The organism is Geomonas diazotrophica (genome assembly GCF_019063885.1).
In the GTDB taxonomy this organism is placed as follows: domain Bacteria; phylum Desulfobacterota; class Desulfuromonadia; order Geobacterales; family Geobacteraceae; genus Geomonas; species Geomonas diazotrophica.
On record NZ_CP077684.1, the window covers coordinates 321,602 to 344,030 of the forward strand.

General features: G+C 59.4%; 24 protein-coding genes and 1 riboswitch. Of the genes, 12 read left to right on the top strand and 12 right to left on the bottom strand.

Translation table 11 applies throughout. The annotated features are described in order from the left end of the window. Positions 1 to 159: 159 nt before the first annotated feature. Together KP003_RS01365 and lexA are read right to left on the bottom strand one after the other, a co-directional pair. Entirely contained in the window at positions 160 to 1,410 is a 1,251-nt protein-coding gene (locus KP003_RS01365) for a DNA polymerase Y family protein (RefSeq protein WP_216500852.1), read from the bottom strand. Then, the gene (gene lexA, locus KP003_RS01370) at positions 1,386 to 2,039 is read right to left on the bottom strand and encodes a transcriptional repressor LexA (protein WP_216500853.1); all 654 of its coding nucleotides are present in this window, start codon (positions 2,037 to 2,039) and stop codon (positions 1,386 to 1,388) included. The genes KP003_RS01365 and lexA overlap by 25 nt, the downstream gene beginning before the upstream one ends. 399 nt (positions 2,040 to 2,438) lie before the next feature. After that, positions 2,439 to 2,515: riboswitch (cyclic di-GMP riboswitch) on the top strand. A gap of 73 nt (positions 2,516 to 2,588) precedes the next feature. Here lexA and KP003_RS01375 point away from each other — a divergent pair. From KP003_RS01375 to KP003_RS01395, 5 genes are all read left to right on the top strand, one after another. Continuing rightward, positions 2,589 to 2,783: a hypothetical protein gene (locus KP003_RS01375; protein ID WP_216500854.1), complete on the top strand. Its 195-nt coding sequence runs from the start codon at positions 2,589 to 2,591 to the stop codon at positions 2,781 to 2,783. A 40-nt stretch (positions 2,784 to 2,823) separates the two neighbouring features. Next, positions 2,824 to 3,978, top strand: coding sequence for a DUF4388 domain-containing protein (locus KP003_RS01380; protein WP_216500855.1), 1,155 nt, complete (start codon positions 2,824 to 2,826; stop codon positions 3,976 to 3,978). A 1,152-nt stretch (positions 3,979 to 5,130) separates the two neighbouring features. After that, the gene (locus KP003_RS01385; protein WP_216497462.1) at positions 5,131 to 5,754 is read left to right on the top strand and encodes a DUF2059 domain-containing protein; all 624 of its coding nucleotides are present in this window, start codon (positions 5,131 to 5,133) and stop codon (positions 5,752 to 5,754) included. Between the two features lie 105 nt (positions 5,755 to 5,859). Then, a complete protein-coding gene (locus KP003_RS01390; RefSeq protein ID WP_216497461.1) occupies positions 5,860 to 6,336 on the top strand; it encodes a YybH family protein in 477 nt (158 codons plus the stop codon). Positions 6,337 to 6,555: 219 nt separating this feature from the next. Then, positions 6,556 to 7,029, top strand: a complete 474-nt coding sequence (locus KP003_RS01395) for a hypothetical protein (RefSeq protein WP_216497460.1) — start codon at positions 6,556 to 6,558, stop codon at positions 7,027 to 7,029. 193 nt (positions 7,030 to 7,222) lie between these two features. On the opposite strand, the gene KP003_RS01400 is transcribed toward KP003_RS01395, so the two are convergent. Beyond that, positions 7,223 to 7,525, bottom strand: a complete 303-nt coding sequence (locus KP003_RS01400) for an addiction module antidote protein (RefSeq protein WP_216497459.1) — start codon at positions 7,523 to 7,525, stop codon at positions 7,223 to 7,225. Between the two features lie 3 nt (positions 7,526 to 7,528). After that, on the bottom strand, positions 7,529 to 7,825 hold the full coding sequence (locus KP003_RS01405) for a type II toxin-antitoxin system RelE/ParE family toxin (RefSeq protein ID WP_216497472.1): 297 nt from the start codon (positions 7,823 to 7,825) through the stop codon (positions 7,529 to 7,531). Positions 7,826 to 7,958: 133 nt separating this feature from the next. Here KP003_RS01405 and KP003_RS01410 point away from each other — a divergent pair, with 133 nt between their 5' ends. From KP003_RS01410 to KP003_RS01435, 6 genes are all read left to right on the top strand, one after another. Next, entirely contained in the window at positions 7,959 to 8,390 is a 432-nt protein-coding gene (locus KP003_RS01410) for a hypothetical protein (protein WP_216497458.1), read from the top strand. An 11-nt stretch (positions 8,391 to 8,401) separates the two neighbouring features. After that, on the top strand, positions 8,402 to 8,932 hold the full coding sequence (locus KP003_RS01415) for a hypothetical protein (protein ID WP_216497457.1): 531 nt from the start codon (positions 8,402 to 8,404) through the stop codon (positions 8,930 to 8,932). 115 nt (positions 8,933 to 9,047) lie between these two features. After that, positions 9,048 to 9,725: a hypothetical protein gene (locus KP003_RS01420; RefSeq protein ID WP_236026719.1), complete on the top strand. Its 678-nt coding sequence runs from the start codon at positions 9,048 to 9,050 to the stop codon at positions 9,723 to 9,725. Between the two features lie 149 nt (positions 9,726 to 9,874). After that, positions 9,875 to 10,216, top strand: coding sequence for a cupin domain-containing protein (locus KP003_RS01425; protein WP_216497456.1), 342 nt, complete (start codon positions 9,875 to 9,877; stop codon positions 10,214 to 10,216). 16 nt (positions 10,217 to 10,232) lie between these two features. Then, entirely contained in the window at positions 10,233 to 10,931 is a 699-nt protein-coding gene (locus KP003_RS01430) for a hypothetical protein (protein WP_216497455.1), read from the top strand. 144 nt (positions 10,932 to 11,075) lie between these two features. Continuing rightward, complete coding sequence (locus KP003_RS01435; RefSeq protein ID WP_236026718.1) at positions 11,076 to 11,732, top strand: DUF2459 domain-containing protein; 657 nt, start codon at positions 11,076 to 11,078, stop codon at positions 11,730 to 11,732. A 15-nt stretch (positions 11,733 to 11,747) separates the two neighbouring features. Here the strand turns inward: KP003_RS01435 and KP003_RS01440 are convergent, their stop codons facing one another. Then, positions 11,748 to 12,368, bottom strand: a complete 621-nt coding sequence (locus KP003_RS01440) for a class I SAM-dependent methyltransferase (RefSeq protein WP_216790280.1) — start codon at positions 12,366 to 12,368, stop codon at positions 11,748 to 11,750. A 209-nt stretch (positions 12,369 to 12,577) separates the two neighbouring features. On the opposite strand from KP003_RS01440, the gene KP003_RS01445 reads away from it, so the two are divergent. After that, positions 12,578 to 15,592, top strand: coding sequence for a response regulator (locus tag KP003_RS01445; protein WP_239027589.1), 3,015 nt, complete (start codon positions 12,578 to 12,580; stop codon positions 15,590 to 15,592). 94 nt (positions 15,593 to 15,686) lie between these two features. On the opposite strand, the gene KP003_RS01450 is transcribed toward KP003_RS01445, so the two are convergent. The 7 genes from KP003_RS01450 to KP003_RS01480 all read right to left on the bottom strand — a co-directional run bounded on the left by KP003_RS01450 (position 15,687) and on the right by KP003_RS01480 (position 22,336). Beyond that, a complete protein-coding gene (locus KP003_RS01450) occupies positions 15,687 to 16,787 on the bottom strand; it encodes an HD domain-containing phosphohydrolase (protein ID WP_216497452.1) in 1,101 nt (366 codons plus the stop codon). A gap of 10 nt (positions 16,788 to 16,797) precedes the next feature. After that, on the bottom strand, positions 16,798 to 17,004 hold the full coding sequence (locus KP003_RS01455) for a Franean1_4349 family RiPP (RefSeq protein WP_216497451.1): 207 nt from the start codon (positions 17,002 to 17,004) through the stop codon (positions 16,798 to 16,800). Between the two features lie 203 nt (positions 17,005 to 17,207). Continuing rightward, entirely contained in the window at positions 17,208 to 18,563 is a 1,356-nt protein-coding gene (locus KP003_RS01460) for a sigma-54-dependent transcriptional regulator (protein ID WP_216497450.1), read from the bottom strand. Between the two features lie 209 nt (positions 18,564 to 18,772). Further along, positions 18,773 to 19,693, bottom strand: a complete 921-nt coding sequence (locus KP003_RS01465) for an AEC family transporter (protein WP_216497449.1) — start codon at positions 19,691 to 19,693, stop codon at positions 18,773 to 18,775. An 82-nt stretch (positions 19,694 to 19,775) separates the two neighbouring features. Next, on the bottom strand, positions 19,776 to 20,666 hold the full coding sequence (locus KP003_RS01470; RefSeq protein WP_216497448.1) for a LysR family transcriptional regulator: 891 nt from the start codon (positions 20,664 to 20,666) through the stop codon (positions 19,776 to 19,778). Positions 20,667 to 20,700: 34 nt separating this feature from the next. Then, positions 20,701 to 21,048, bottom strand: coding sequence for a helix-turn-helix domain-containing protein (locus KP003_RS01475; protein WP_216497447.1), 348 nt, complete (start codon positions 21,046 to 21,048; stop codon positions 20,701 to 20,703). Between the two features lie 121 nt (positions 21,049 to 21,169). Beyond that, positions 21,170 to 22,336, bottom strand: coding sequence for a PQQ-dependent sugar dehydrogenase (locus KP003_RS01480; protein WP_216497446.1), 1,167 nt, complete (start codon positions 22,334 to 22,336; stop codon positions 21,170 to 21,172). Positions 22,337 to 22,429 lie beyond the last annotated feature (93 nt).

Below are 22,429 nucleotides of genomic sequence, written 5' to 3' on the forward strand. Positions count from 1 at the left end.
CTAATTGACAGGGATACAAGGGATACAAGGGATTAAACTCAGTTCCCGCCCCTGAGGGGGAGGGACAGGAGCGGGAGGTTGAGGACGCGGCCGTTAGGTCTTAACCAGAAGTCTGGTTTTGCCGTTATCCCTTTTATCCCCTTTATCCCTGTTAATGCCTTAGTTTTTAGTGACCGTCATGTACTTGTTCTGCTCCGGATCCCATTCCGGCGGCGCCTCGCTGGCGAGGGTGACGTCCCGGCGCAGCACCAGCCCCTTTCCCCAGCGCACCGCGTTCCTGCCGTGCTTTTCCCGCAAGAGGTCCAGCGTCTCCTGCAGGTCGCTCTCCCTTCTCGACACCTCCGCCGGCACGGCCGCGAAGAGATCCATCTGTCCCGCCTCCTCCGCCACCTGGTCGCAGCTAAGCCGCAGACTCTTCACCCGCTGCCGCCTCTTGCAGGTGACGAAGAAGAGCTCTTCCACGGCCACCAGCAACGGCAGATCCAGCGAGGTGGGCACCGGCAACACCTTCTTTCCCTGCTGCGCGACCCCGTCCGCGTACATGACCGAGAGCGTGATCTTGCGCGCCCCCTTCTGCAGGCGCCGCAACCGCAACCCGCACTCCTCCACGAGGCGCAGCAATTCCGACATCAGTATGGCGTCGTCGTTCTCCTCCTGCTCGAGGAACCCCTCCTCGACGATCTCGGTCGACAGCCGCGGCGGCTGCACCGGCGAGCGGTCGATGCCGCAGGCCCGGTCGTGCAGAAGCGGCGCGAAGGGGCCCACCGCCAGCCGAAGTTGCGGCACCGAGAGCGCCGCCACCTCTTCCACCCGTTTCAGGTTCAGATCCCGGAAGAGGAGCGTCTGCCTCGACTCCCCCACGCCCGGCAGCACCGACACCGGGAAGGGGGCGAGGAAAGGACGTTCGGCGCCGTGGAAGACGTCGTACACCCCAGGTTCCTGCATGGTGTCCGCTGCGACCCGCGAGACCAGCTTGTTCCCACCGGCCCCGGCCATCGCCTCCAGCCCCAACTGCCACGAGATCGACCTCTCAAGGCGTGCCGCCACGTCCCGCGCCGGCCCGAACAGCCTCCTCGACGCGGTCACATCCAGGAAAACCCGTCCCGCTCCCGGCTCGACCATGGGAGTGAACTCCGCCGAGAGTTCCATGAGCGCCAGGTTCCCCTTGGCCGCCAGGTGCGGATCGGGAGCTATGACGATGAGAGACGGGCAGGATCTGCGGGCGTGGTAGATCGGCGTCCCGACGTGAACCCCCTCCTCTGCGGCCTCCGGAGAGATGCACTGCAACAGTGCACGCTCCGAGTTGAGCGGAGCCACCGCCACCGGGCGCCCGCGCAGGTGCGAGTGAACCACCCGTGCCAGCGCGATGGGGAAGGCGGGCACCGTTATGTGGAGGATTTCCCTGTCCACTTTCGATAAAACCTCATGGAGCCCACCAGCACTCCCCTGATATGAAACTCGTCCTCTTCGGTCACCTCGATCGGGCTCATCGCCGAGTTGGCGGGAAGGAGCTGGATCGTGTTACCCTTGCGCAGGTACTTCTTGATGGTGATCGAGCCGTTCACCTCGGCGATCACCGTCTGGCCGTTTTCCGCGACCGACTGCGGGTGTACCGCCACGTAGTCGCCGTCCATGATCCCCATCTCAACCATGGAATCGCCGCGCACCTCGTAGACCACGTTGCCCGGTCCCGCCATGGCGGAAGGGACCTCGATGGCGTCGGCCAGTTCGTAGGCGTGCACCGGCTTCCCCGCCGCCACGATACCCACCAGTGGCAGTTCCATCCGTTCCGACGGCGCAATGGCCGATCCGGCGATTTCCGCCGCCGGATGCGCCGGAGCCGACAGTTGCAATCCTCGTTTCGCGTTCGAGCGGCGCGCCAGGTGCCCGTGTCGCTCCAGCGAGCGGAGGTAATGCTGCACCGTTCCCAGCGACTCGAAGCCGCACCCCTGCGCGATTTCCAACTGCGAAGGCTGGTACCCGTGGCGACTCACGAAATCCAGAATGAAATCAAGCACCCTCTTCTGTTTAGGTGTCATCCCCACCTCCATTCGATCATCCCTATCCTCCTGTCCTGCGGGAGAGGAGCGGGGTGATTGTCACTCGATCAGGAATGCGAGGATACTCGTAAGTTTTTCGTAAGTCAAGAGCGGCCGAATACCGAGACCCCGCATCATCATCATCATCATACCTCGGCGCCGCGGCGCCCCTGCGAGGGAAGGGGAAGATCGTGACTGGCGGAGACGTGCACTGACGGCAAACCGCAAAGAGGGATATGCTGATAAGGAAAAGCCCTGTCACCTTAAGGTGGCAGGGCGCACCTATCACCTTTGAATACCGAAGCGCCGGCTGGCATTGGATTCCTCATATCTTTACCCTTGACGCGCCCGTCTTCTTTAGGCTATCTTGCGCCACAAGCTCACATACCTAAAGTCAGATAACGACAATACTAAACCATCCGCGAGGGTGGGACGGAAAGCCTACTGGGTCTCATAGAGACAGCCGGGTCGCCGAAATATCTCAAGATATTCTGGCCCCGGCTTTTTTTGTGCCCGCGGTCGACAAAGGAGTTACCTATGAGGTGTCGCATGATGAAAGTGAACAAAATCCTGGTAGCAGCGTTGGTCTTAAGTAGCGTAGTCGCCGGAGTTTCCGGCTGCCGGAAAGAGGGGCCCGCGGAGCGTGCTGGTAAGGAAATCGACAAGTCCGTGGAGAAAGCCGGCAAGGAAATTGAGAAGGCCGGAGCCAAGCTGAACGACGCCGTTAACCAAATGAAAAAATGATGCTCAGGGCTGGTTTAGGGGAGCATGAAAGGCTGTAACCATGAGTCTTGTTGGCAACATCGAGGACCTGGGGCTTGGCGAAATCATGCAGATCGTCAGCATGAGCCGAAAGTCGGGTGTGCTGTCGCTGAAGAGCCGGGGGCGCGAGGCGCGCATCGTCTTCCATAATGGACAGGTCACCAGGGCCAGTTCCACCATGTTTCAGCAGAACATGGGGGAGCTGCTGATCCGGAGAGGGGTGATCGACCGGGGCACCCTCAACCGCGCGCTGAGCGCGCAGGCGGACGAAGGCTACCGCCAGCTTCTGGGCACCATCATGGTCGAGCGCTTCGAGGTAAGCGCCGAGGCGATCGACGCCGTGGTGCGCGAGCAGATTGAGAGGGTGGTCTATTCCCTTTTCACCTGGACCAGTGGGACTTTCGTATTCGAGATGCAGGAGGTGACCGAAGGCGTCGCCATTAGGATTGACCCGGTCCAGTTCATGCCGATACAGGGGCTCAACCCGCAGTTCCTCGCCATGGAGGGGTCCCGGATTCTGGACGAAAAGCGCCACCGGGGCGAGTTGGTTGAGGAACCGGAGGCACCGGTCGTGTCCGCGGGTTCTGCAAATCCCGGCAGGGAACCCGCAAAGATTCCAGCAACACCCGAGCCTCCGGCCCTGGCGCTGGGGGAAAGGGGGGCAGCTTCGGAAACGGTGGAGATAACTGCCTGGCTGGTGATGGCGGTCGGCGGGGCAGCTCTTTTGTACGGCATCGCGGGACTTATGAAGTACTACGGCCGCGATTGGCAGACGGTATTGTCTGAGCCGTATCTGGTTCCGGTCACGAAGTTCTCCGTCTTCATCGACCTCGGTTTCATACCGTGGACGATCACCCTCGCCAGCATCTATCTGCTCTGGGCGGCCTACCAGTTCTGGAAACTCAGGGAGGGCTCCTTGAACCGGTTGATCGAAGGCGCCTGGTCCGGTATCGCGGTTGTGGTTGTATATGAAGTCTTCGAGTTCCGCCAGTGGGTGAAACTCGCCTCCAGCAACGCCGCCTTTTCCTATTACGCCATAGGCGTCGTCGGCCTGATCTTCGGGACCGCCCTGTTGAGCACGCCCTTCGCGGGGCTCCTGTTATGCCTCAAGAGCGATTGGATGTCGCGCGAGCTGAGAAAGCCCTGCTTGGTACCTTCAGGGGCACGCCCGCTTTGACGGCCGGGGGGAGCCTGATAAGCTGTCCTGGGCTTACCTGTCCCCTCGTCGACTCCCTCCCAACCTCCACCCTGGCAATGGATTGCTAGCCGGTAAAAGGGTGAAGGTCGATAACCTTCCTGCAAGATCCGAAAAACGCCCCGGCAAAATCGCAAAACGTAATACAAACAGCGAAGTACGACCGCAGACGGGCAAAGTGCAACCGTATATTCGCAAAGTGCGACCGTACTTTCGTAAAGTACGACCCTACTTTCGCAAAGTGCGACCGTACTTTCACAAAGTACGACCCTACTTTCGCAAAGTACGACCGTACTTTCGCAAAGTACGACCCTACTTTCGCAAAGTACGACCCTACTTTCGCAAAGTGCGACCGTACTTTCGCAAAGTACGACCCTACTTTCGCAAAACACGACCCTACTTTCGTAAAGTAGGACCCTACATTCGCAAAGTACGGCCGTGGTCGGTGGGTTTGACTTCATTAAACGTGCCGGCGGCGAGCCGTTCCGTCGGATCCCGCACGCGTTTTTTTTACCAGGGTGAAGTACAGGGGCACTCCGCGTACGGGAGGGCGGGAAACGCGGCTACGTCAGAAGATTCAAGAATGCCGACCGACAGGTTCAGGGGTACCATTCACCACTTCGCCTTTGACATGTATGCAGGATCTCTATATATTGCGATTGATTTGTGCTGGCAAATGAAAGTTGTTATAGGTAGTCCGACGTCTCCCTGTAGGGAGGGGAAGGGGGGATGGCCAGAAAACTGGCCATCCCCCCAGTTGGCACGAATTCCGACCGTAGCAGTGTGTCATATCAATAGTTTGCGTCAATGCATTTAGGTGTCTGCGCCAATATTGCACGGCGGAGTGGGAGGGTTGGTGACAATTTCCCACTAATAACTAGTTGAACGGCATTAAATGGATGACTGCTATGCCTGAAAGGGAGTGCTAATGAACATGAAGTTGTGTCGCTCGTTGCTTAGCTCGTTCACATTTGTGGCTACATTTTTCCTGATCACATTATGTTACTTCAAGTCGTCTAGCCTTCTTTCATTTTTCATTTCATCAGTTATAGCATTGCCTTTTGCCATGGTAGCCTTCGGGGTTCCATACGCCATATTTTCACTAATCATAGAAAAAAAGAAAAAGGGGGGGGTATGAAGCTGGTAGTAAAAATGTTTGGGTTTGTATTAATTATGTTGGCCATTTCAGTTAGCATCAAACCAACGATTGCATATTCTGTAGAGAAGATTGAACCCAAAATTTACCAACTGCTCGAAGTGACAGGATCAACAAAAAGCAGCATGGCGGCAAATATAAATAAAATTGGCTCCACGTTTAGCTCGTCACTTAAAAAGATAAATCCTAATATTCCTGATGACATAATCAACAAGTGCGGAGAAAGATATTCACAGATATTGAGTAAGCTATTTCTAGGTGAAGACGGATTACACAAGCAACTGGTTATGGTATATAAAAAATATTATTCAGAAAAAGATATAGATAGGTATCTTCAATTTTATCAAAGTAAGTTGTGGCAAAATGCATCAAAGAATAAGGGCAAATTAAGCAAAATTGAAGCTGATCAAGTCAAGACGGAATTTCAAAAAGTTGTTGATGCAACAGGAGGACAATCGAAACAAGATGCTATTAAACAAGATATGAAGGCTAAAACGGATCAATTTGTGGAGTCATCTTTAGGCAATGCCCAAAATGATCTCAACAAATACATGAGGACTTTAGGATACAAACTTGATGGCGACAAAATGGTAAAGTTGTGAACAATGGTCAAAAATGAGGTTCAACTAGCGCCAAGACCGGCCTGAAAACCCGCCGGTCGGGCTTATGGCGTTGGGGGAATAGGTCTGAGGGGATCTGGAGGACATATGCAGAGGCTGGAGCAGACAGCGGTGACGGGGCGGGAGGATAGACAGGGGTTGCCTCCCCATTTAGCGGCCTTATCAACGTTTTACGCGGCACTCAACGGGCGCAACCTTGAGTTGATGGCCTCCAATTGGCTGCAGAGCGATGAGGCGGCGATGGATAACCCACTCGGGGGTATAAAGCGGGGATGGGAGGAAATCAAGTCCGTCTACCAACGGCTTTTCGCTAGCCCGTCAGAGTACTGGTTCGAATTCTATGATTTCACCCTGCACCTGGACGGTAATGTTTTCTATGTGGTGGGGCGGGAGCGGGGAGAGTTCAAGACCGCCGGCACCGTCCTCTCCATGGCGATCCGGACCACCAGGATCTTCACTCATCGCGATGGCCGATGGCAGCAGGTTCACCACCACGGATCGATTGATGACCCGGATCTGCTGGCACGGTACCAGGCGGCAGTGAGACCGGGTATTGATAAATGAATAACTGACTGAGGACGAGCCCCAACAAGGCCAGTGGACCGGTCGCTATGCCCCCGCGCCGGTCACCGCCCAGGCGTTGGGCAAATGAATAATGTTACTGCGTACGGCCAGGCTTAGGAAGGCCGGGCGGAACGGGGGCATTAGATCGAGATCAGCCGGGGCAATTCCTGATGGGAATTATGTGATTATTCAATTCTGCCCCCTGGGCCCTGGAGGAATATGGCTAGTCGAAAAGATAAAGCAACAGAGCCTAACAAGCCTTTCTTGAGACGCCATTCTCTCAGCCTTACCGCGATAGGCATCCTGGCGCTCTGGTTTGTCCTCTATGTAAAATCCAATCCCAAAACGCACGCCGGATCTTTCTTCGGTAACGCTATCGCCGACTGGACTGGTGTTGTCATAACAGTTTTGGCTACAAAATGGTTTTTCGAAAAGGGCTCCAGGGAGAGCCGTCAACCTAAAAAAACACATAGGAATCGTTTTCTGGAGATGTTGCATGAACACTCGCTGACGATATTTCTCTTGATAACCGGGATAGGGTGGGCTGCTCTTTTCTTCGAGGTTGATCCGGATAGCAAATGGGGAACGGTAGTCAGCAATCTGGTTTCAGAGTGGACGCAGCAGATAGGGTTGGTGCTGCTTACTAAGAGGCTCATCGAGACCGGATCAAAAGAAAGCAGTGATAACAATTAGAGGGCAGGGGGAACGCGCATGAAATCATGGGCGTCCCCAGGTCCCCCAGGTCACCATGTGATCCCAACAAAGTGGGTGGAATGGTCTATGCGGGAGTAGAGAGCGGGAACGAGTCGGTGAGAGCCGGGCACTCCGCCGGTCACCTCACCCAGTTGGGCAAACGCAAGGAGAAAACCAAGTAAAAGCGCGAGGTCTAATGGCGAGGCTGTGCTACCAAGCGGACTCCGAGCGCGGAACAAACTCTGCTGATCGTGTCGAAACGCGGATGAGCTCCGGGACGTAAGGCTTTATATAGCGCTTCCCGAGTCAAACCGGCAGCATGCGCAATTTCGGCCATGCCGCGCGCTCGGGCAGCCACTCCCAGGGCATGGGCCAACTCTGCTGCGTCACCTTCTTCAATCACCATGGTGATATACGCCGCAATATCGGCTTCGCTTTTTAACTGCATAGCAAGATCAAATTCTGGCAGGTCGGATACAACGACTTTTTTGGGCATGGGTCAATCCTCCAATCTGGCTGCCCGCTCGAAGGCAATGGCGATGTCGGCTGCTTGTGTGGACTTGTCTCCACCGCCGAGCATAACTATAAGGATGTTGCCACGTTCTATGTAGTACATTCGCCAGCCGGAGCCAAAGAACTCACGCATCTCGAAAACGCCGTGGCCAACCGGTTTCACATCACCCAGGTTGCCTCGCTGGGCCTTGTCAAGGCGTCGAGCCAGCCGTAACCGAGTAGTGCGGTCTTTGATGCCATTTAGCCAAGCGTCAAATTCGGGAAGGGTCTTGACGATGTACAGGCAGGTATTGTAGTCGAACGATTACAAAAAGACAAGTGGCTCAACCGATTAATGCCCGAAGGGAGAGCCCAACAAGAAAGTTGGACCGGCCAAACCATCCGGTCAACTTCCGAGCAGTTGGAACACAACTCCCATGAAAATTATAATTGTCGTGATACTGTCATCGCTCCTTATCTCGTGTTCACACCTTTCACCAATCTATTGGGGGTGGGGAGAGTGGGGCGAGGCTGATGTCGCGGGGGTAGAGAACAACTCATTGGTAAGGATTGACTGGTCAACGCTTCCGGGCGTGGTCACGTCAATTGATGGGAACAAGGTAGGCTCCGGATACAAAAAGGCGAAACTCCACCCAGGCAAGCATTTGATTGAATACGCTTATTATCCTGCGGAGTTCGGCGTGCACCCGAAGGGAAGTGTCGAATTAGACTTCAAATCGGGACATTGGTACCAGTTCGAAATAAAGCTTTGCTATTGGTGTAGGCCAAGAAAATTCGCCGCGTGGCTTCACGATAAAACCACAGGCGAGGTGGTGTGGGGAAAACCTCCGGATTGGCATTTCTTATGAGAAGATGAACCATGATCATAAAGTACAGTCGAATACCTTCATTCATGTTCATCGCGGTGAGCCTCGCTATCGGATTGCCTCTGATGTCAGCACTTGCCAAAAACGCCATCGAGACCAACTTCGCCTGGATCGCATTGTCGATTGTGTTTGCCTCAATCCTTGCTCTGCTGCGAGGGATTCAGCTTCTGATTGCCCCGCCTACGGTGCTGGTATTGGATTGCGAAGGAATACATGTTTATTACAAGTTCGGAAGATCCTTCACAAAGGACGCTGACTTGTTGCCATGGAAGTTGATTGAGAAGATGCAAATCATCAGAGTTCACGGCAAGGATAACAGCTTTAATTGGGCTATAGAGATTCTCTTGTCTGCTCCTCCATGCTTTGACACTACCAAAAGGAATGCCTTGCAATGGACCATAACCGGCCCGTCTGATCCTAACGCATTCTACCTTGACACCTTCGTGCTTGACCTCTCGAGGGAAAAGGCGCTTTCTGCCTTGCAAGCCTCATGGCATAAATGGCAAGGAAATGCAGGGAGATGAACGGACCAGGCAACGAAGCCGTCAACCACGTGGTGCGGACGGTCAATAAACGCAGAACGCTGAGACGTACATGGGTGACGACTTTCCTGGAAGGGCGGGAGGAGGCGAGATAACCATGACCCAGATGAACGAGAATTCGGGAACACCCAAGAAGGCCACGTGGCAGTCTCGCTGGCCGGCATTGAGTGCGTTACTGGCACTTGGCGGGCTGTACGCTGCACTCCCCTCCTCCTTGCTGATTGGCGGGACGCGTTGGTTGCCTTTGGTCGTTATTTCCGTACTTATCGTGCCTGTTCTCATCACGTATTACAAAGGCGCTCACACTGCGAATCAGGTGCTGGGTTATGTCTTGAATGGCGTGGTGACAGCTTTCATGATCATTTCTCTGGTATTGCTGATCAAGGCTTTGCCTTCACACAAGGAAATGCCGCAAGAGCTTTTGAAGTCTGCGGCAGCTCTTTGGCTGTCCAATATCCTGGTTTTCGCGTCATGGTACTGGCGGCTAGATGCCGGTGGGCCGCATAAACGAGCGCAACGAGCAGATCACTCAAGAGGCGCTTTCCTCTTCCCTCAGATGACGATGCCCCCGGAAAGAAGGCATGCAGCGGGATTACAGGAGTGGTCTCCGAACTTCATAGACTACCTCTTCCTCGCCTTTAATACGTCCACAGCCTTTTCCCCGACGGATGTACCCGTCCTGTCGCGTTGGGCGAAAGTCCTGATGATGCTGCAATCGATCATTTCCTTGCTGGTCATTGCTCTACTTGCGGCACGAGCTGTTAACATCCTGTGATCTCAATGCGCGTGAAGGGTATCGGACGGGGCAACCCTTGACACGAGGCAACGGTAAAGAGCTACAATTCAAAAAGGTGGAAGCACCGACAGAAAACGGCAAGATTCTACATTGCGGCCAGGTCCTGAAAGTACCGAGAGGAGAGCGCGATGAGCAACGAACAGGTGGCGCCTGAGACAAAAGGGGTTACGGTGAAGTTACTTGCGACGGTTGACCTTGGTCCTGAGATCGAGGGGATGGCGGGGCGCCAACTGCGCATGCGTATGGTGACCATCGAGCCTGGAGGCGTTTTCGGCCCGATTCACGACCACAAAGACAGGCCGGGCACCGTCTACATACTGCAAGGAACGATCACCGACCATCGAGATGGAGTCGCTACGGAGTACGGACCGGGCGTGGGCTGGCCCGAGGACCGCAACACCACGCACTGGCTCGAGAACAGAGGAACCATTCCGGCCGTGGAGATCTCGGTCGATATAGTGAGACAGTAGTGAGCTCGGGGCGTCGATGAAACTGGTACGGACGGGAATCGTTATCTTCGCCTTTTTTGTCGCAGGGTGTGCCGTACTCGCGAGCAATCCGTACTACGAGCCCTCCGCTTCGGTTCCCGTTGTCGGCAGTACCGGCCGCGGCGGCCCCGTCTACCTCCGTTTCGGTGGGCAAAACATGATAATGACCACCGGCAAGCCGGTCGATGTCGGGGTCAAGTCCGGAGGGTACATCGGCGGGTACGTGCCGATGGCAATGGGACCCATCCTCCCCGTATTCCCTCTTTTTCTCACTCCCCCTGATCAACCTGATCCGATGATCCTGCTGCAGCTGTACATCCGCCCCCACGTCGACGACCTGGTGCTAAACCCAAAAGCCATAACCGTGAAGAACAGCAAGGGAGTCACCTTCAGCCCGGTGCGGGTGCTGGGACCTCTCAAACCCCACTCGATCCCCCTCAACGTAGTAGACGTAACCTATGACAAGGAAGAAGCTCTTCGACCCGGTGGTGACATACAGATCAACAAAGGGAAGGCCTCCTGCTTTCTGCTCCAGTACGACATGGCATCGTCACCGGACTGGAATATTTCCATGCAGGTCGACGGCATCAAGGTCGGCTCCCGCGCCTACCCCCCCGATGAATTCAGGTTCCGGCGCGGCAGCGCTGTCTACTTGATCTGGGGAGGGCGGGAAGAACTTTGCGCCGACGTTGATTGAATCCCGGGTGCGTGCTGAAGCCTCGTCCACTGAAGGTGTCCAAAACGTTTGGTATGCTCGATACGGCGTAGGTGAGATGGACTTCTTGTCACCGGTGAGGTTCGCATGGTAAAGCCGGGGTATCGATGGGTGCCGAAAAAATGGTTGGTTCTGCTCTTTGTCCCCCTGGTGTTGCTCCTGACCGGATGCGCCGCCGGGAAGACGTGGAAATACCTGCCCGCGACGAGGGGGGAGGAGCGGTCCATCTACGTGATAGCCCACGGCTGGCACGCGGGGGTCGCGTTGCCGGCCGAAGAGCTGGGGGAGGAACTGGGGTTCGTCAAGCAATACCTGCGTCCGGGGCGCTACTACGAGTTCGGCTGGGGGGAGGCCGAGTTCTACCAGGCCGACAAGGTCACGCCGTCCATCTTCCTGAGGGCCGTCTTCTGGAGAAATCCGAGCGTCATGCACGTGTTCTCCATGCCCGCCACCCCGGCAGGGCAGTTCGGCGGCGCCGACATGGTCGAGCTCAAGTTGTCGGAAGCCGGGTTGAAGCATCTAAAGGATAGCTTGCGCGCCAGTTTCAGGTTCGACCCGGCGCATCGTCCCTACCCCTTGAAGGGGGGGACCCTGGGTGAATACCGGTTCTTCAGGGCGCAGGGGGAGTACCTCATCACCCATACCTGCAACACCTGGACGGCCAAGGTGCTGGCAAGCGGCGGAGTACCCATGGATACCGCGTTCACCCTGCGTTCTGCGGGGGTGATGAGGCAGGTGAAAGCTGCCCGGAAGGAGTACCTGAGGCTGCGGCCGTCTGAGTAGGTGGTACTCGTGATGTCACCCCTTTTCCGCGCTGCCACGATAGGTATACCCCGCCAACCTGGGGACCCCCTCTGCGTACCCGGCATCGAGCGCCGCGATCCTGAACCCTGACGCCTCGATCAGCCGCGGGATGGGGCGGTCCAGGTGACACCCGCCGGCCACGTGTTTCCACCACGGCGTGATCCGCTTTTGCCATCGCAACACCCCGCGGTCGGGTGCCGCCCCGTGCTCGCAAAACAACAACCTTCCCTGCGGTGCAAGTACGCGCCGCATTTCCGCCAAGGCCTCCCGCCAGTCGGTTATGCTGCACAGCGTGAAGGTCAACAGCACCGTGTCGACGCTCCCGTCCTCCAGGGGGATGGTGGCGGCCGGCAGATCGAGCCAACGCACCGGCATCCCGCTGCGCCGCACATTTCCCTCCGCCGCCTTGCGCATCCCCGGCGACGGCTCCAGCCCCCAGATGCAGCTCACCTTGTCCCGGTCGTAAAAGGGGAGGTTCAAGGCCGTCCCCATCCCCACCTCCAGCACGCGCCCTTGTGCCAGCGGGACGATCATCTCCCGTTGCCGGGACAGTGCCTTCATCCCGCAGACGCAGTTGGTGAGATGGGGGAGACACAGCTCATGGTAGAGGTTCACGATACTACCTCGCGCCTTGAAGCATGGCAGCGGTGCGTGGCCTTTAAGAACTTGCGACAGCGTTGAATTGGGTTAGGCTTGTGCAGGCATGACATATGGCAGCCTCTCCTTCGGAATGTCACATTCTTGGCAGCTTTAATTTCTGCTAAGATACATAAAACCTTCGCGAGCATTTTGTCAACGTCCAGTTGCTGTCTGTCAAGAGAGGTATGATGTTCCGGCCTTCCTCGCTGTCCATCCGCTTTTTGCTGCTGCTCATCGTCTTCGTCGTCGCCCTTCCGGCGGCCGGCGTCATCCTGTATTCCGGCATCGAGTTCCGCAACGCCATGTTGGAGGAGGCCCGGCACGAGACCCTGCGACTGACCGAGAGGATCGGAACCGAGCAGCGCAACCTGGTGGTGGCGGCCGAACAGCTGATGACCTCGCTGGCACAGCTTCCCGAGGTGAGGGAGCGGGACAAATCGAGGGTCGAGCCTATCCTGAGGGAACTGCTCAAGCTGAACCCAATGTACGCCAACATCACCATTGCGGACCGGACGGGGATGATGTGGGCCTCGGCGATGCCCCTGAGCCAGGCTGTGGATGTCAGCAAGCGGCGCTTCTTTGAAAACGCCGTACGCAGCGGCAGGCTTTCCTCGGGTGAGTACATCGTGAGCCGGATCATCACCAAACCCGTCTTCAACCTGGGCTATCCATTTAAAGACGAGCGGGGTGGGATCGCGGGGGTGATCGGGGTCAGCATCAACATCGGCAACTACCGGCAACTGCTGCAGCAGATGAACCTCCCCGCGGGGGTCAGCTTCGTGATCCTGGACCACCAGGGGATCATCCTCGCCCGGGGGATCGAGCAGGAACGCTACGTGGGGAAACCTTACCCGGCGCAGGCCTTCCGCAAGATGCGGCAAGGAGCCGAGATAGGCACCGAGGTTCGGGAGGGGCTCCAAGGGGACAAGAGGATCATCTCCTACCGGAAGCTGCGGCTTTCCGGGGAAGCGGCCCCCTACCTGTACATCACCGCCGGCATCCCCGTGGATGTCGCCACCCGCGATGCCCGCCGCGCGCTTACCCACGGCATCGTGCTGCTGTCGTCGGTCCTGCTCCTGGCCTGCGGCTGCGCGATCCTGATCGGGAAACGCTGCATCGGTGACCGCATCAGAGTGCTGGAGGACGCCTCGGAAAGGCTGGCCGGCGGCGATTCACAGGTGAAGATCTCGACCCTCGTGGTTGGGGGGGAGCTGGGCAGCCTGGCGCAGACCTTCGACGCGATGGCGGAGCAACTGCGGGCCAGGGGGGACGCCCTCGCCCGCAGCGAGGCGTTCCTGAACACCATCATACAGACGGAACCCGAATGCGTGAAGCTGCTCGACCGCGAGGGGCGGCTGCAGATGATGAACAGAGCCGGGCTCAACATGATCGAGGCCGACTCACTGGAGCAGGTGCAGGGTGAGAGCGTCTACCCCCTGGTTACCCCGGAGTACCGCTCCGCCTTCATCGAGTTGAACAGGAAGGTCTTTTGCGGCATTCCCGGCAACCTCGTCTTCGAGGCGATCGGCCTGAAGGGGAGGCGGGTCTGGCTGGCCACCCATGCCGTCCCCTTCCGCAACGATCAAGGAGAGATCGTGTCGCTGCTGGGGATCACCAGGGACATCACCGAGCACAGAAAGAGTGAGGAGGAGCGCCGCGAAAACCTGCTGCTGTTCGAGTCGCTGATGCGCTATTCCCCCATGGGGATCCGCATCTTCGACGGTGAATCGGGCCAGTGCATCCTGTTGAACCAGGCTACGGCGGATATAGCGGGAGGGGCGGTGGAGGCGATGCAGGAGCAGAACTTCCGGGAACTGCGGTCCTGGCGGGAAAGCGGCTTGCTGGAGGTTGCGGAACAGGTGCTGGAGGACGGCGTGGCCCGGGTGCGTGACGTGGGCCTGCATACCAGCTTCGGCAAAGAGGTGGCCATGTCCTACATCCTGTCCCGGCTGCTGATGAAGGACAAGAAGCACCTGCTGGTGGTGGGGCGGGATGTCACCGACGAAAGGCGCCTTGCCCAGGAGAAGAAACAGATGGAAGCCCAGATCCTGCACGTCCAGAAGCTGGAGAGCCTGGGAGTGCTGGCGGGAGGCATCGCCCACGACTTCAACAACATCCTCATGGCCATCATGGGCAACGCCGAGCTGGCGCTATTGCGGCTGCCGCAGGAATCCCCGGTGCGGACCAACCTGCGCAACATAGAGAAGTCGTCGCAGCGCGCGGCGGATCTGGCCCAGCAGATGCTCGCCTACTCCGGGAAGGGGAGGTTCGTGATCGAGGTAGTCGATATGAACGCGGTCATCAGGGAGATGAGCCACATGTTGGAGGTTTCGATCTCCAAAAAAGTCGATATGCGTTTGGAGCTGGCCCCACGTCTACCCCTGCTGGAGGTGGACGCGACGCAGATCCGCCAAGTCATCATGAACCTGGTGATCAACGCCTCGGAGGCCATCGGCGACCGGGACGGGGTGATCTCGGTCAGGACCGGCACCAGGGAACTGGATGCCGACGCCGTGTCCCGGCTCTGGCTGAACGACAGTCTCCAGGAGGGGCCTTACGTCTACTTGGAGGTCTGCGACGACGGCTGCGGCATGGACCAGGAGACCTTGAGCAAGATCTTTGATCCCTTCTTCACCACGAAGTTCACCGGGCGCGGGCTCGGCATGGCTGCCGTTTTGGGCATCGTCCGCGGCCACAAGGGGACCATCGAGGTGCGCAGCGAACCGGGCAAGGGGTCCGTCTTCACCGTGTACCTGCCCGGGCCCTCGGTGGAGGCCCGTCTGCCTGCGCAGCAGGCGCAGGGCGCCACGACGGCTCACGGCTCCGGCACCGTGCTCCTGGTCGATGACGAGGAGGCGATACGCAGCCTGGGGCGGGAGATGCTGGAGAGCCTTGGCTACAGCGTGCTAACCGCCGAGGATGGTGCCGCCGCCGTGGAGACCTTCAAGCGGCGACAGGACGACGTCGACTGCGTCATCCTCGACCTCACCATGCCGCACCTGGACGGGGAACAGGCCCTGCAGCTCTTGCGGGCGCTGGACCCGCAGGTGCAGGTGATCCTCTCCAGCGGCTTCAGCGAACAGGAGATCACCCAGAGGTTCATCGGCAGGGGGTTGGCGGGGTTCATCCAGAAGCCGTACCGTCTCGCGGATCTGAGCCTCAAGCTGCAGCGCATCCGCAAAAGGGAGCAGCGGCAGTGACCGGCTCTCGGTGATGTTTCGGGGGGAGCAATGAAAGGGGGGGGGCGAAGCCTGCGCCTTCGGGGCTACTCTGCACCGGTGGGGCGAGGAGGGGCTAGCGGATGATGTCGGTGATGCTCGTGACCGAAACCGCGTCGGCGTGGATCCTTCCCTGGAGGGCCAGGAATTCGTCGACATGCTCGAAGAATAGCTCGAGCAGTTGCGGGTCGAAGGCCTTGCCGCTTTCGTCCATCATGATCGCGGTGGTCTCTTCCACGGTGAAGGCCCTCTTGTAGACCCTCTCGGTCAAGAGGGCATCGAACACGTCCACGATGGAAACCACCCGGGCGAAGATGTGGATTTCCTCCCCCTTCAGGCCGTAGGGGTAGCCGGTGCCGTCCCATTTCTCGTGGTGCTGCAGCGCGATGATCCTGCCTGCCTCGATGACCGGGTAGTCCCTCGCCCCGGACATGATCTTCCCGCCGATCACCGTGTGCTCCTTCATGGTTTCGAACTCGTCCGGCAAGAGCTTGCCCGGCTTGAGCAGTATGGCGTCGGGGATGCCGATCTTTCCCACGTCGTGCAGCAGCGAGGCGAAGTAGAGAAGATCGCACTCCTCGCCGGGGATGCGGGCCAGCTGGGCCAGGCGCTTGGAAAGCTGGCTGATGCACTTGAGGTGTGATCCGGTCTCCTGGTCCCTGAACTCGGCCGCCCGGCCCAGGCGCAGCGAGATCTCGTACTCGCTCTGCAGGGCCCTGGCCAGCGCCTGCTGCAGGGCCGCGGTTCTTTTGGCCACTTCCATCTCAAGGACGGCGTTGGTGTTGCTGGCAAAGTCCGCGAGCCTCTTGTTCCGGATCTGGTTCATGACCCGGTGGCGCAGTTCGCAGAGGTTGAACGGCTTGGCGAGGAAGTCGTTGGCGCCCAGTTCCAGCACGGCTGCCACCTCCTCGCCGTCCGCGGTCGCCATGACCACCGGAATGTCGTGCCAGTGCACGTCCTGCTTGATCCGGCGCAGCACCTCGTAACCGTCCAATACCGGCATGTTCAGGTCCATGACGACCAGGTCCACCTGGGGGTGGGCCGAGATGGCATCGATGACCTCCTGACCGTTGCCGGCCTTGATCAGCGTGCATTCGAACTGCTGCAGCATCTGCTCGAGCATGCCGAGGTTGAGGGGATCATTTTCCGCCAGGATCACCCGTACGTTTTCGAACATCTTCGTCTCCCTAACTTCTCAGCACGCTGTCGTCGACAGAGTCGGCCAGGGCGGCCAGCAGGTCGAGATCCAGGCGCTGCAACGCTGTGATTTCCGCGGCGGACATGATCAGCCCCGCCTGCAGGGCGGCGCGTTCCAACGAGGCCGTTGCCTGCCGCCGAAAGTTGTCGTCCGTGATGAGACGCCCCAGAAACTTTTCCACTGATTCTTGCGACATCCTTCCTCCCTTAACCCTGTGCTGCGATTCTCGCGGCGATTGCCCGATCGCCGGAAAAGGCATTTACACATAGAGTGCCAAAGAATCGGGACGGCATTTTCCGGCAGGTTGACGGGAATTGGCCCGCGCGCAGTGGCCTTTTTGCGGACAAGGTGGGCGCAATCGGGACAGACCGGGCTTTCCGGGCGAAGCGTGCACCGGCTTTAGCTGTAGAACATCTTGCGGTTCACCTTGAGCAGCTCCGCCGCCCGCGACTTGTTGCCGCCGCAGCGCTCCAGCGTCAGTGTCAGCACCCGGTCCGTGATGGCACGCAGGGACAGCTCGTCGGGGGGGAGCTGCAGGTGGTATTCCACCATCACACCCGGGTCCGGGCGGCTTTGGGCATCGCTGCCGGCGAGCCTCAGGTGTTCCGGCCGGATCAGTTCGTTGGAGACCAGGATGGTCGCGTACTCCAGAACGTTTCTCAGCTCGCGGATGTTGCCCGGCCACGAGTACTCCATCATCACCCCCAGGGCCTTCCTGGAGACGCCCGGCAGGGCCTTGCCCTGGTGCTGCCTGAAGAGGTTGATGAAAAAGTCGACCAGCAGCGGGATGTCTTCCCTGCGCTCGCGCAAGGGGGGGATTATGAGCGGGACCACGTTGATCCTGTGGTACAGGTCCTCGCGGAACTCCCCCTTGCGCACCATCTCGGCCAAGTCCCGGTGGGTGGCGGCGATGATCCGGAAGTCGGCAGGAATTGCCTTGTTGGAGCCTATCTTTTCGAAGCTGCGCTCCTCGAGGACGCGTAGCAGCTTGGCCTGCAGGCTGGGCGGCATGTCGCCGATCTCGTCGAGCAGCACCGTTCCCCCCTGCGCCAGGGAGAACTTTCCCTCCCGGTCCCGGTCCGCGCCGGTGAAGGCGCCCCTGACATGGCCGAACAGCTCGCTCTCCAGCAAAGCCTCGGGTATGGCGGCGCAGTTCACCGCCACGAAGGTCCCCGGCAGGGCGCCGGAGGTGCAGTGTATCGCCTTGGCGAGCACCTCCTTTCCGGTGCCGCTCTCGCCGGTCAGGCAGATGGTGGTGCGCGGGGAGGCGGCGGCCTTCCCCGCCACTTCCAGCACGCGCCGAAAGACCGGCGATTGGGTCACGATGTTCTGGAAGCTGAACTTCTCCTGAAAATGTTCCAGAAGCTGGGCGTTTTGCCCCGAGAGGCGGCCGAATTCCAGCGCCCGTCGTATCGCGAGTTGAAAGGCGTCCCCCTTGCACGGTTTCTCCAGGTAGTCGAAGGCCCCTTCCTTCATCGCCGCCACCGCGGACTCGATACTGCCGGCTGCGGTGAGCATGATGAAGGTGAGGGAAGGAAACCGCTCCCTGGCCGCGTGCATGAAGGCGATGCCGTCCATCTCCGGCATGACCAGGTCGGAGATTACCAGGGCCACCTTTTCCTTTGCCAGCAAGGCCAGTCCCTCCTGCCCGCTTGCCGCGGTGAGGGCGCTCATTCCCTGGCTTGCCAGCTGCTTTTCGATGATCGCGAGGGAAATGGGATCATCGTCGACTAGTAACACCCGTGATTCTGTCATAGTAACCGCCGAAACTGCTTTTATTGGCACCGGCAGGTCCCATCCTGGACAAAGAGAGCGACAGCTGCGCCGGATATGAAAGTAAAAGTTTTACTCTTTCAGAGCGTATCGGATCATTTTTGTCTATCTTGAATCAATAGGTGGGAATCAATGCTTTGCGGATTAGCGATGAGGAGGGGGGAAACAGAGGCAGAGCCGGTGCGGATGGCTCAGAGCAGCACCCACACCGTGACAGGGAGCGTGAAGAAGGAGAGGCAGGTCTGCGCGGTGATGATGGAGGCCATGCTGTCGTGGTCGCCACCCATCTGGCGGGAGAGGATGTAGGAGGCGGGCGACGTGGGGACGCTGAAAAGCAGCAGCACAGCCCCGGCCGCCGCGCCGGTCAGGCCGGTTGCCGTGGCGAGCGACCAGGCGAGCACCGGCTTGCAGAGAAACTGGATGCCGCAGCTCACCAACAGCGGTTGCCAGTGCCGGGCCAGGTTCCCTGCCCGGTAAGCCGCCCCCACGGCCATGAGTCCCACCGGGAAGGCCGCTTTCCCAGCCAACGCCACTGTTCCGTCCACCGCGGCCGGGAGCTGCCACCCCGAGGCGTTGACGCCTATCCCCACCAGGCAGCCGATGATGAGCGGGTTGCGCACGAGGTCGGCCGCCAGGCGTCGCAGGTCGAGCCCTCCGCCGCTGCCGACGGTCAACGAGAAGGCGGAGACGCAGAGCACGTTGATGAGCACGATCATGAACCCCGCGCCCAGGGCCGCGAGGAAGAGGCCGTCCTTGCCGAACAGGCTTTCGGCCAGGGCCAGGGCCACGAAGGTGTTGAAACGGACGCCCCCCTGGAACAGCGAGGTGAACACGCCCCCTCCCATGCGCCGGTTGGCGGCGCCCCACAGGATGACCAGGAGCGCACTGGCGGCAACGACCCCCTCGACGGTAAGGAGGATGCCGAACCAGGGGAGTGAACCGATTTTCTTGCCGGCGAGGCTGTGGATGAGGGCGGCGGGCATCAGCAGGAAGTAGGTGAGCCGCTCTGCCGAGGGCCAGAAGGAAGGGGAAAGGAACTCGCTGCGCCTGATCAGGAAGCCGACCAGTATCAGGGAGAGCACGGGGGTGAGGGCGTTTGCTATGGTGATCAAGCTACTCTCCTTCTGCATCGCAGTGGATAGAGAGTAGCACGGGTGTCACATGGCGAAAAAGTTCATAATACTTGCGCGACGCTCAAGTTTTTTTAAAGTAACCGCACGCGCGGCGGAGCTCGTCCAGCACCAGTTGGGTGAGCGCAAGGCGCGGATGGTGGCGTTTCTGGTACATGCCGACCCTCCTGGCCAACTGGGGAGTGCCGAACGGGGTCAGCGTGAAATGCCTTTTCGCCTCCCTGAGCCGTAGCCGGTTCAGCGGCATCACGGCGATCCCCAGCCCCTCTTCCACCAGGCTCATCGCCGCTTCCAGCGAATCGAACTCCATCACCTCGCGCGGGCGGATCCCCTGCGCCAGCAGCTGTCCGTCGACGAGGGCGCCCGCCCAGGCCGTCTTGTCGAAGCGGACGAAGGGATACGCCGCGAAGAGCTCGGCGACCGTGGCGACTTCGCCCCCCTTGGGGGCGACCACGAAGAACGGCTCCTCGTCGTACACCCGCCACTGGAACTGCTCAGGGACGGAAAACGGCGGCTCGGTGGTCAGGGCCGCGTCGAGGTCCCCCTCCTCGACCTGCCGCACCAGTTCCGCCGACAGGCCGGAGACGAGCCGCACCTGCATCTCCTGGTGATCCTGGCGCAGGCGTCCCAGCACGGGGGGGAGCGGCCCGGTGATTACCGTGGGGACAGCACCCAGGGTCAGCACCCCCTTGATGGCGCCCGACGGGGAGAGCTCGCTCTTGATGCCGTCGTAGAGGTCGAGGATCTCCCGGGCCCGTTGCACGACCAGCTTCCCGTTCAGGTTCAGCCTGGTGCCCCTGCCGGTTCGCTCGAAGAGCGGCACGCCCAGTTCTTCTTCCAGGTTTTTCATCTGCAGGCTGATGGCCGATTGGGTCAGGCAGAGTTGTTCCGCCGCCGCGGCGAAACTTCCTTTGCTGGCGATGGCGGTGAGGATGCGAAGGCTGCGCAGGGACATCAGGGGCTCCGAAGCATTTGTGGATGGGGTGCGGTCAGATGTGCAGCTGTTCTATGGTGATTCCCAGTGCGACGGCAATCTTTCTCAGCGTTGCCATACGTGGACGTGCGTTCGGTTGTTCGAACTTGGCGACGGCGGCTTGCGACACGTTGAGCCGTCTGGCGAGCTCGTCCTGGGTCAGGCCAAGTTCTTCCCGCCAAGCCTTGATGAGGGACATGTCGTGCAGGACATGGGCTTCGACCACGGCCTGAGGGATTCCGGCGCTCTGTGCTTTCCCCGCCTCTAAAATGGGGCGAATGCGTTGGAATTCTTCCCAGGGAACCAGAACGAACGCCGGCTGTCCAGCGTGTTCTATGATCTGGTACTCAGTGTGTTCGCTCATCTCGTTTCCTTATCTCTTCGATGCCCTGCCTGACCGGCTTGGGCCGGCAAACCACTTCCAAATATTATAACCTATTATAACTTTCATGCAAGGTCGGTTGTCCGCTGTTCCGTGACGGCGGTCATCTTTCTCCGATGCGGAAGATGGTGCCGCTGCCGTAGTCGGCGAGGTAGACTTCGCCGTCATCATCCTCACCGAAGGTGGAGATGGCGTATGGGGTGTCGATCAAGAGCCTGGTCTGCCACTTCCCGCCGACCCTGCGCAGCCCCCAGATGCGGCCGCTGCAGAAATCCCCGTACAGGTAGATGCCGCGCAGGGCCTCGATCTTGCCGCGATAGACGTAACCGCCGGTAACCGAGCAGTCCCCATGGCCATGCCGGTAGACGGCGACGGGGAGGGTGAGGGCTGTCTTCTTGCAGTTGGGACTCTTGAAGCAGCGATCCCCCTCCATGACGTTCCAGCCGTAGTTGGCGCCGGCCCCGGAGCCGGCGGGCTGGAAGTCGATCTCCTCCACCTCGTCCTGCCCGACGTCGGCGATGTAGAGGTCGCCGGTGCCGCGGTCGAAGGAGAAGCGCCAGGGGTTGCGCAGGCCGTAGGCCCAGATCTCGTTGCCGAAGGGATTTTTCGGCAGCCGGTAGGGAGCCGTGTCCGAGCTCACGTCGATGCGCAGTATCTTGCCGAGCAGGGTGTCGAGCCGCTGCCCGTTGCCGTGGGGGTCGCCGCCGCTGCCGCCGTCCCCCATGCCGATGTAGAGCATGCCGTCGGGCCCGAAGGCGAGCTGGCCTCCGTTGTGGTTGGCGTAGGGCTGGACGATGGTGAGGAGTTGTTTCCGACTGGCGGGATCGGCGACGTCGGGCTTTTCGCCCGCCTTGAAGCTGGCGATCACCGTGTTGCCGATGCCGGTCCTGTTGGTGTAGTCGACGTAGAAGGTTTTCCTGGTGGCGAAGTCGGGGGGGAAGGCGAGGCCGAGCAGCCCCCGCTCGCCCCCGGACTTCACCAGGGAGGTGATGTCCAGAAACGGGACGGGGTCGAGGGTCCCGTTGCGGATGATCCTGATCCTGCCCTGTTGCTCGAGGACGAAGAGCCGCTTGCTGCCGTCTCTGGCGCTGACGATGGCGGTGGGCTGTTTGAGCCCCTCGACCACCGGCGTCAGGACGAGTTTGGCGGGGAAAATGGCGCTGGCGGATGACGCGGCATGACAGCTAACGGCGCAGACGGCAAAGCAGAGCGAAACGGCGATGGTACAGAGCACGGCAGCCGTTCGCCGTGAAGCTCTCTTGCAGTTCATAGACACCTCCCGGGCTGGTTTGAGTGCGCGGCAGAGAACGCGGCAAGTATATCCGGCATGGAGACCATGTCCACGCAGACGATTTCCCGCATT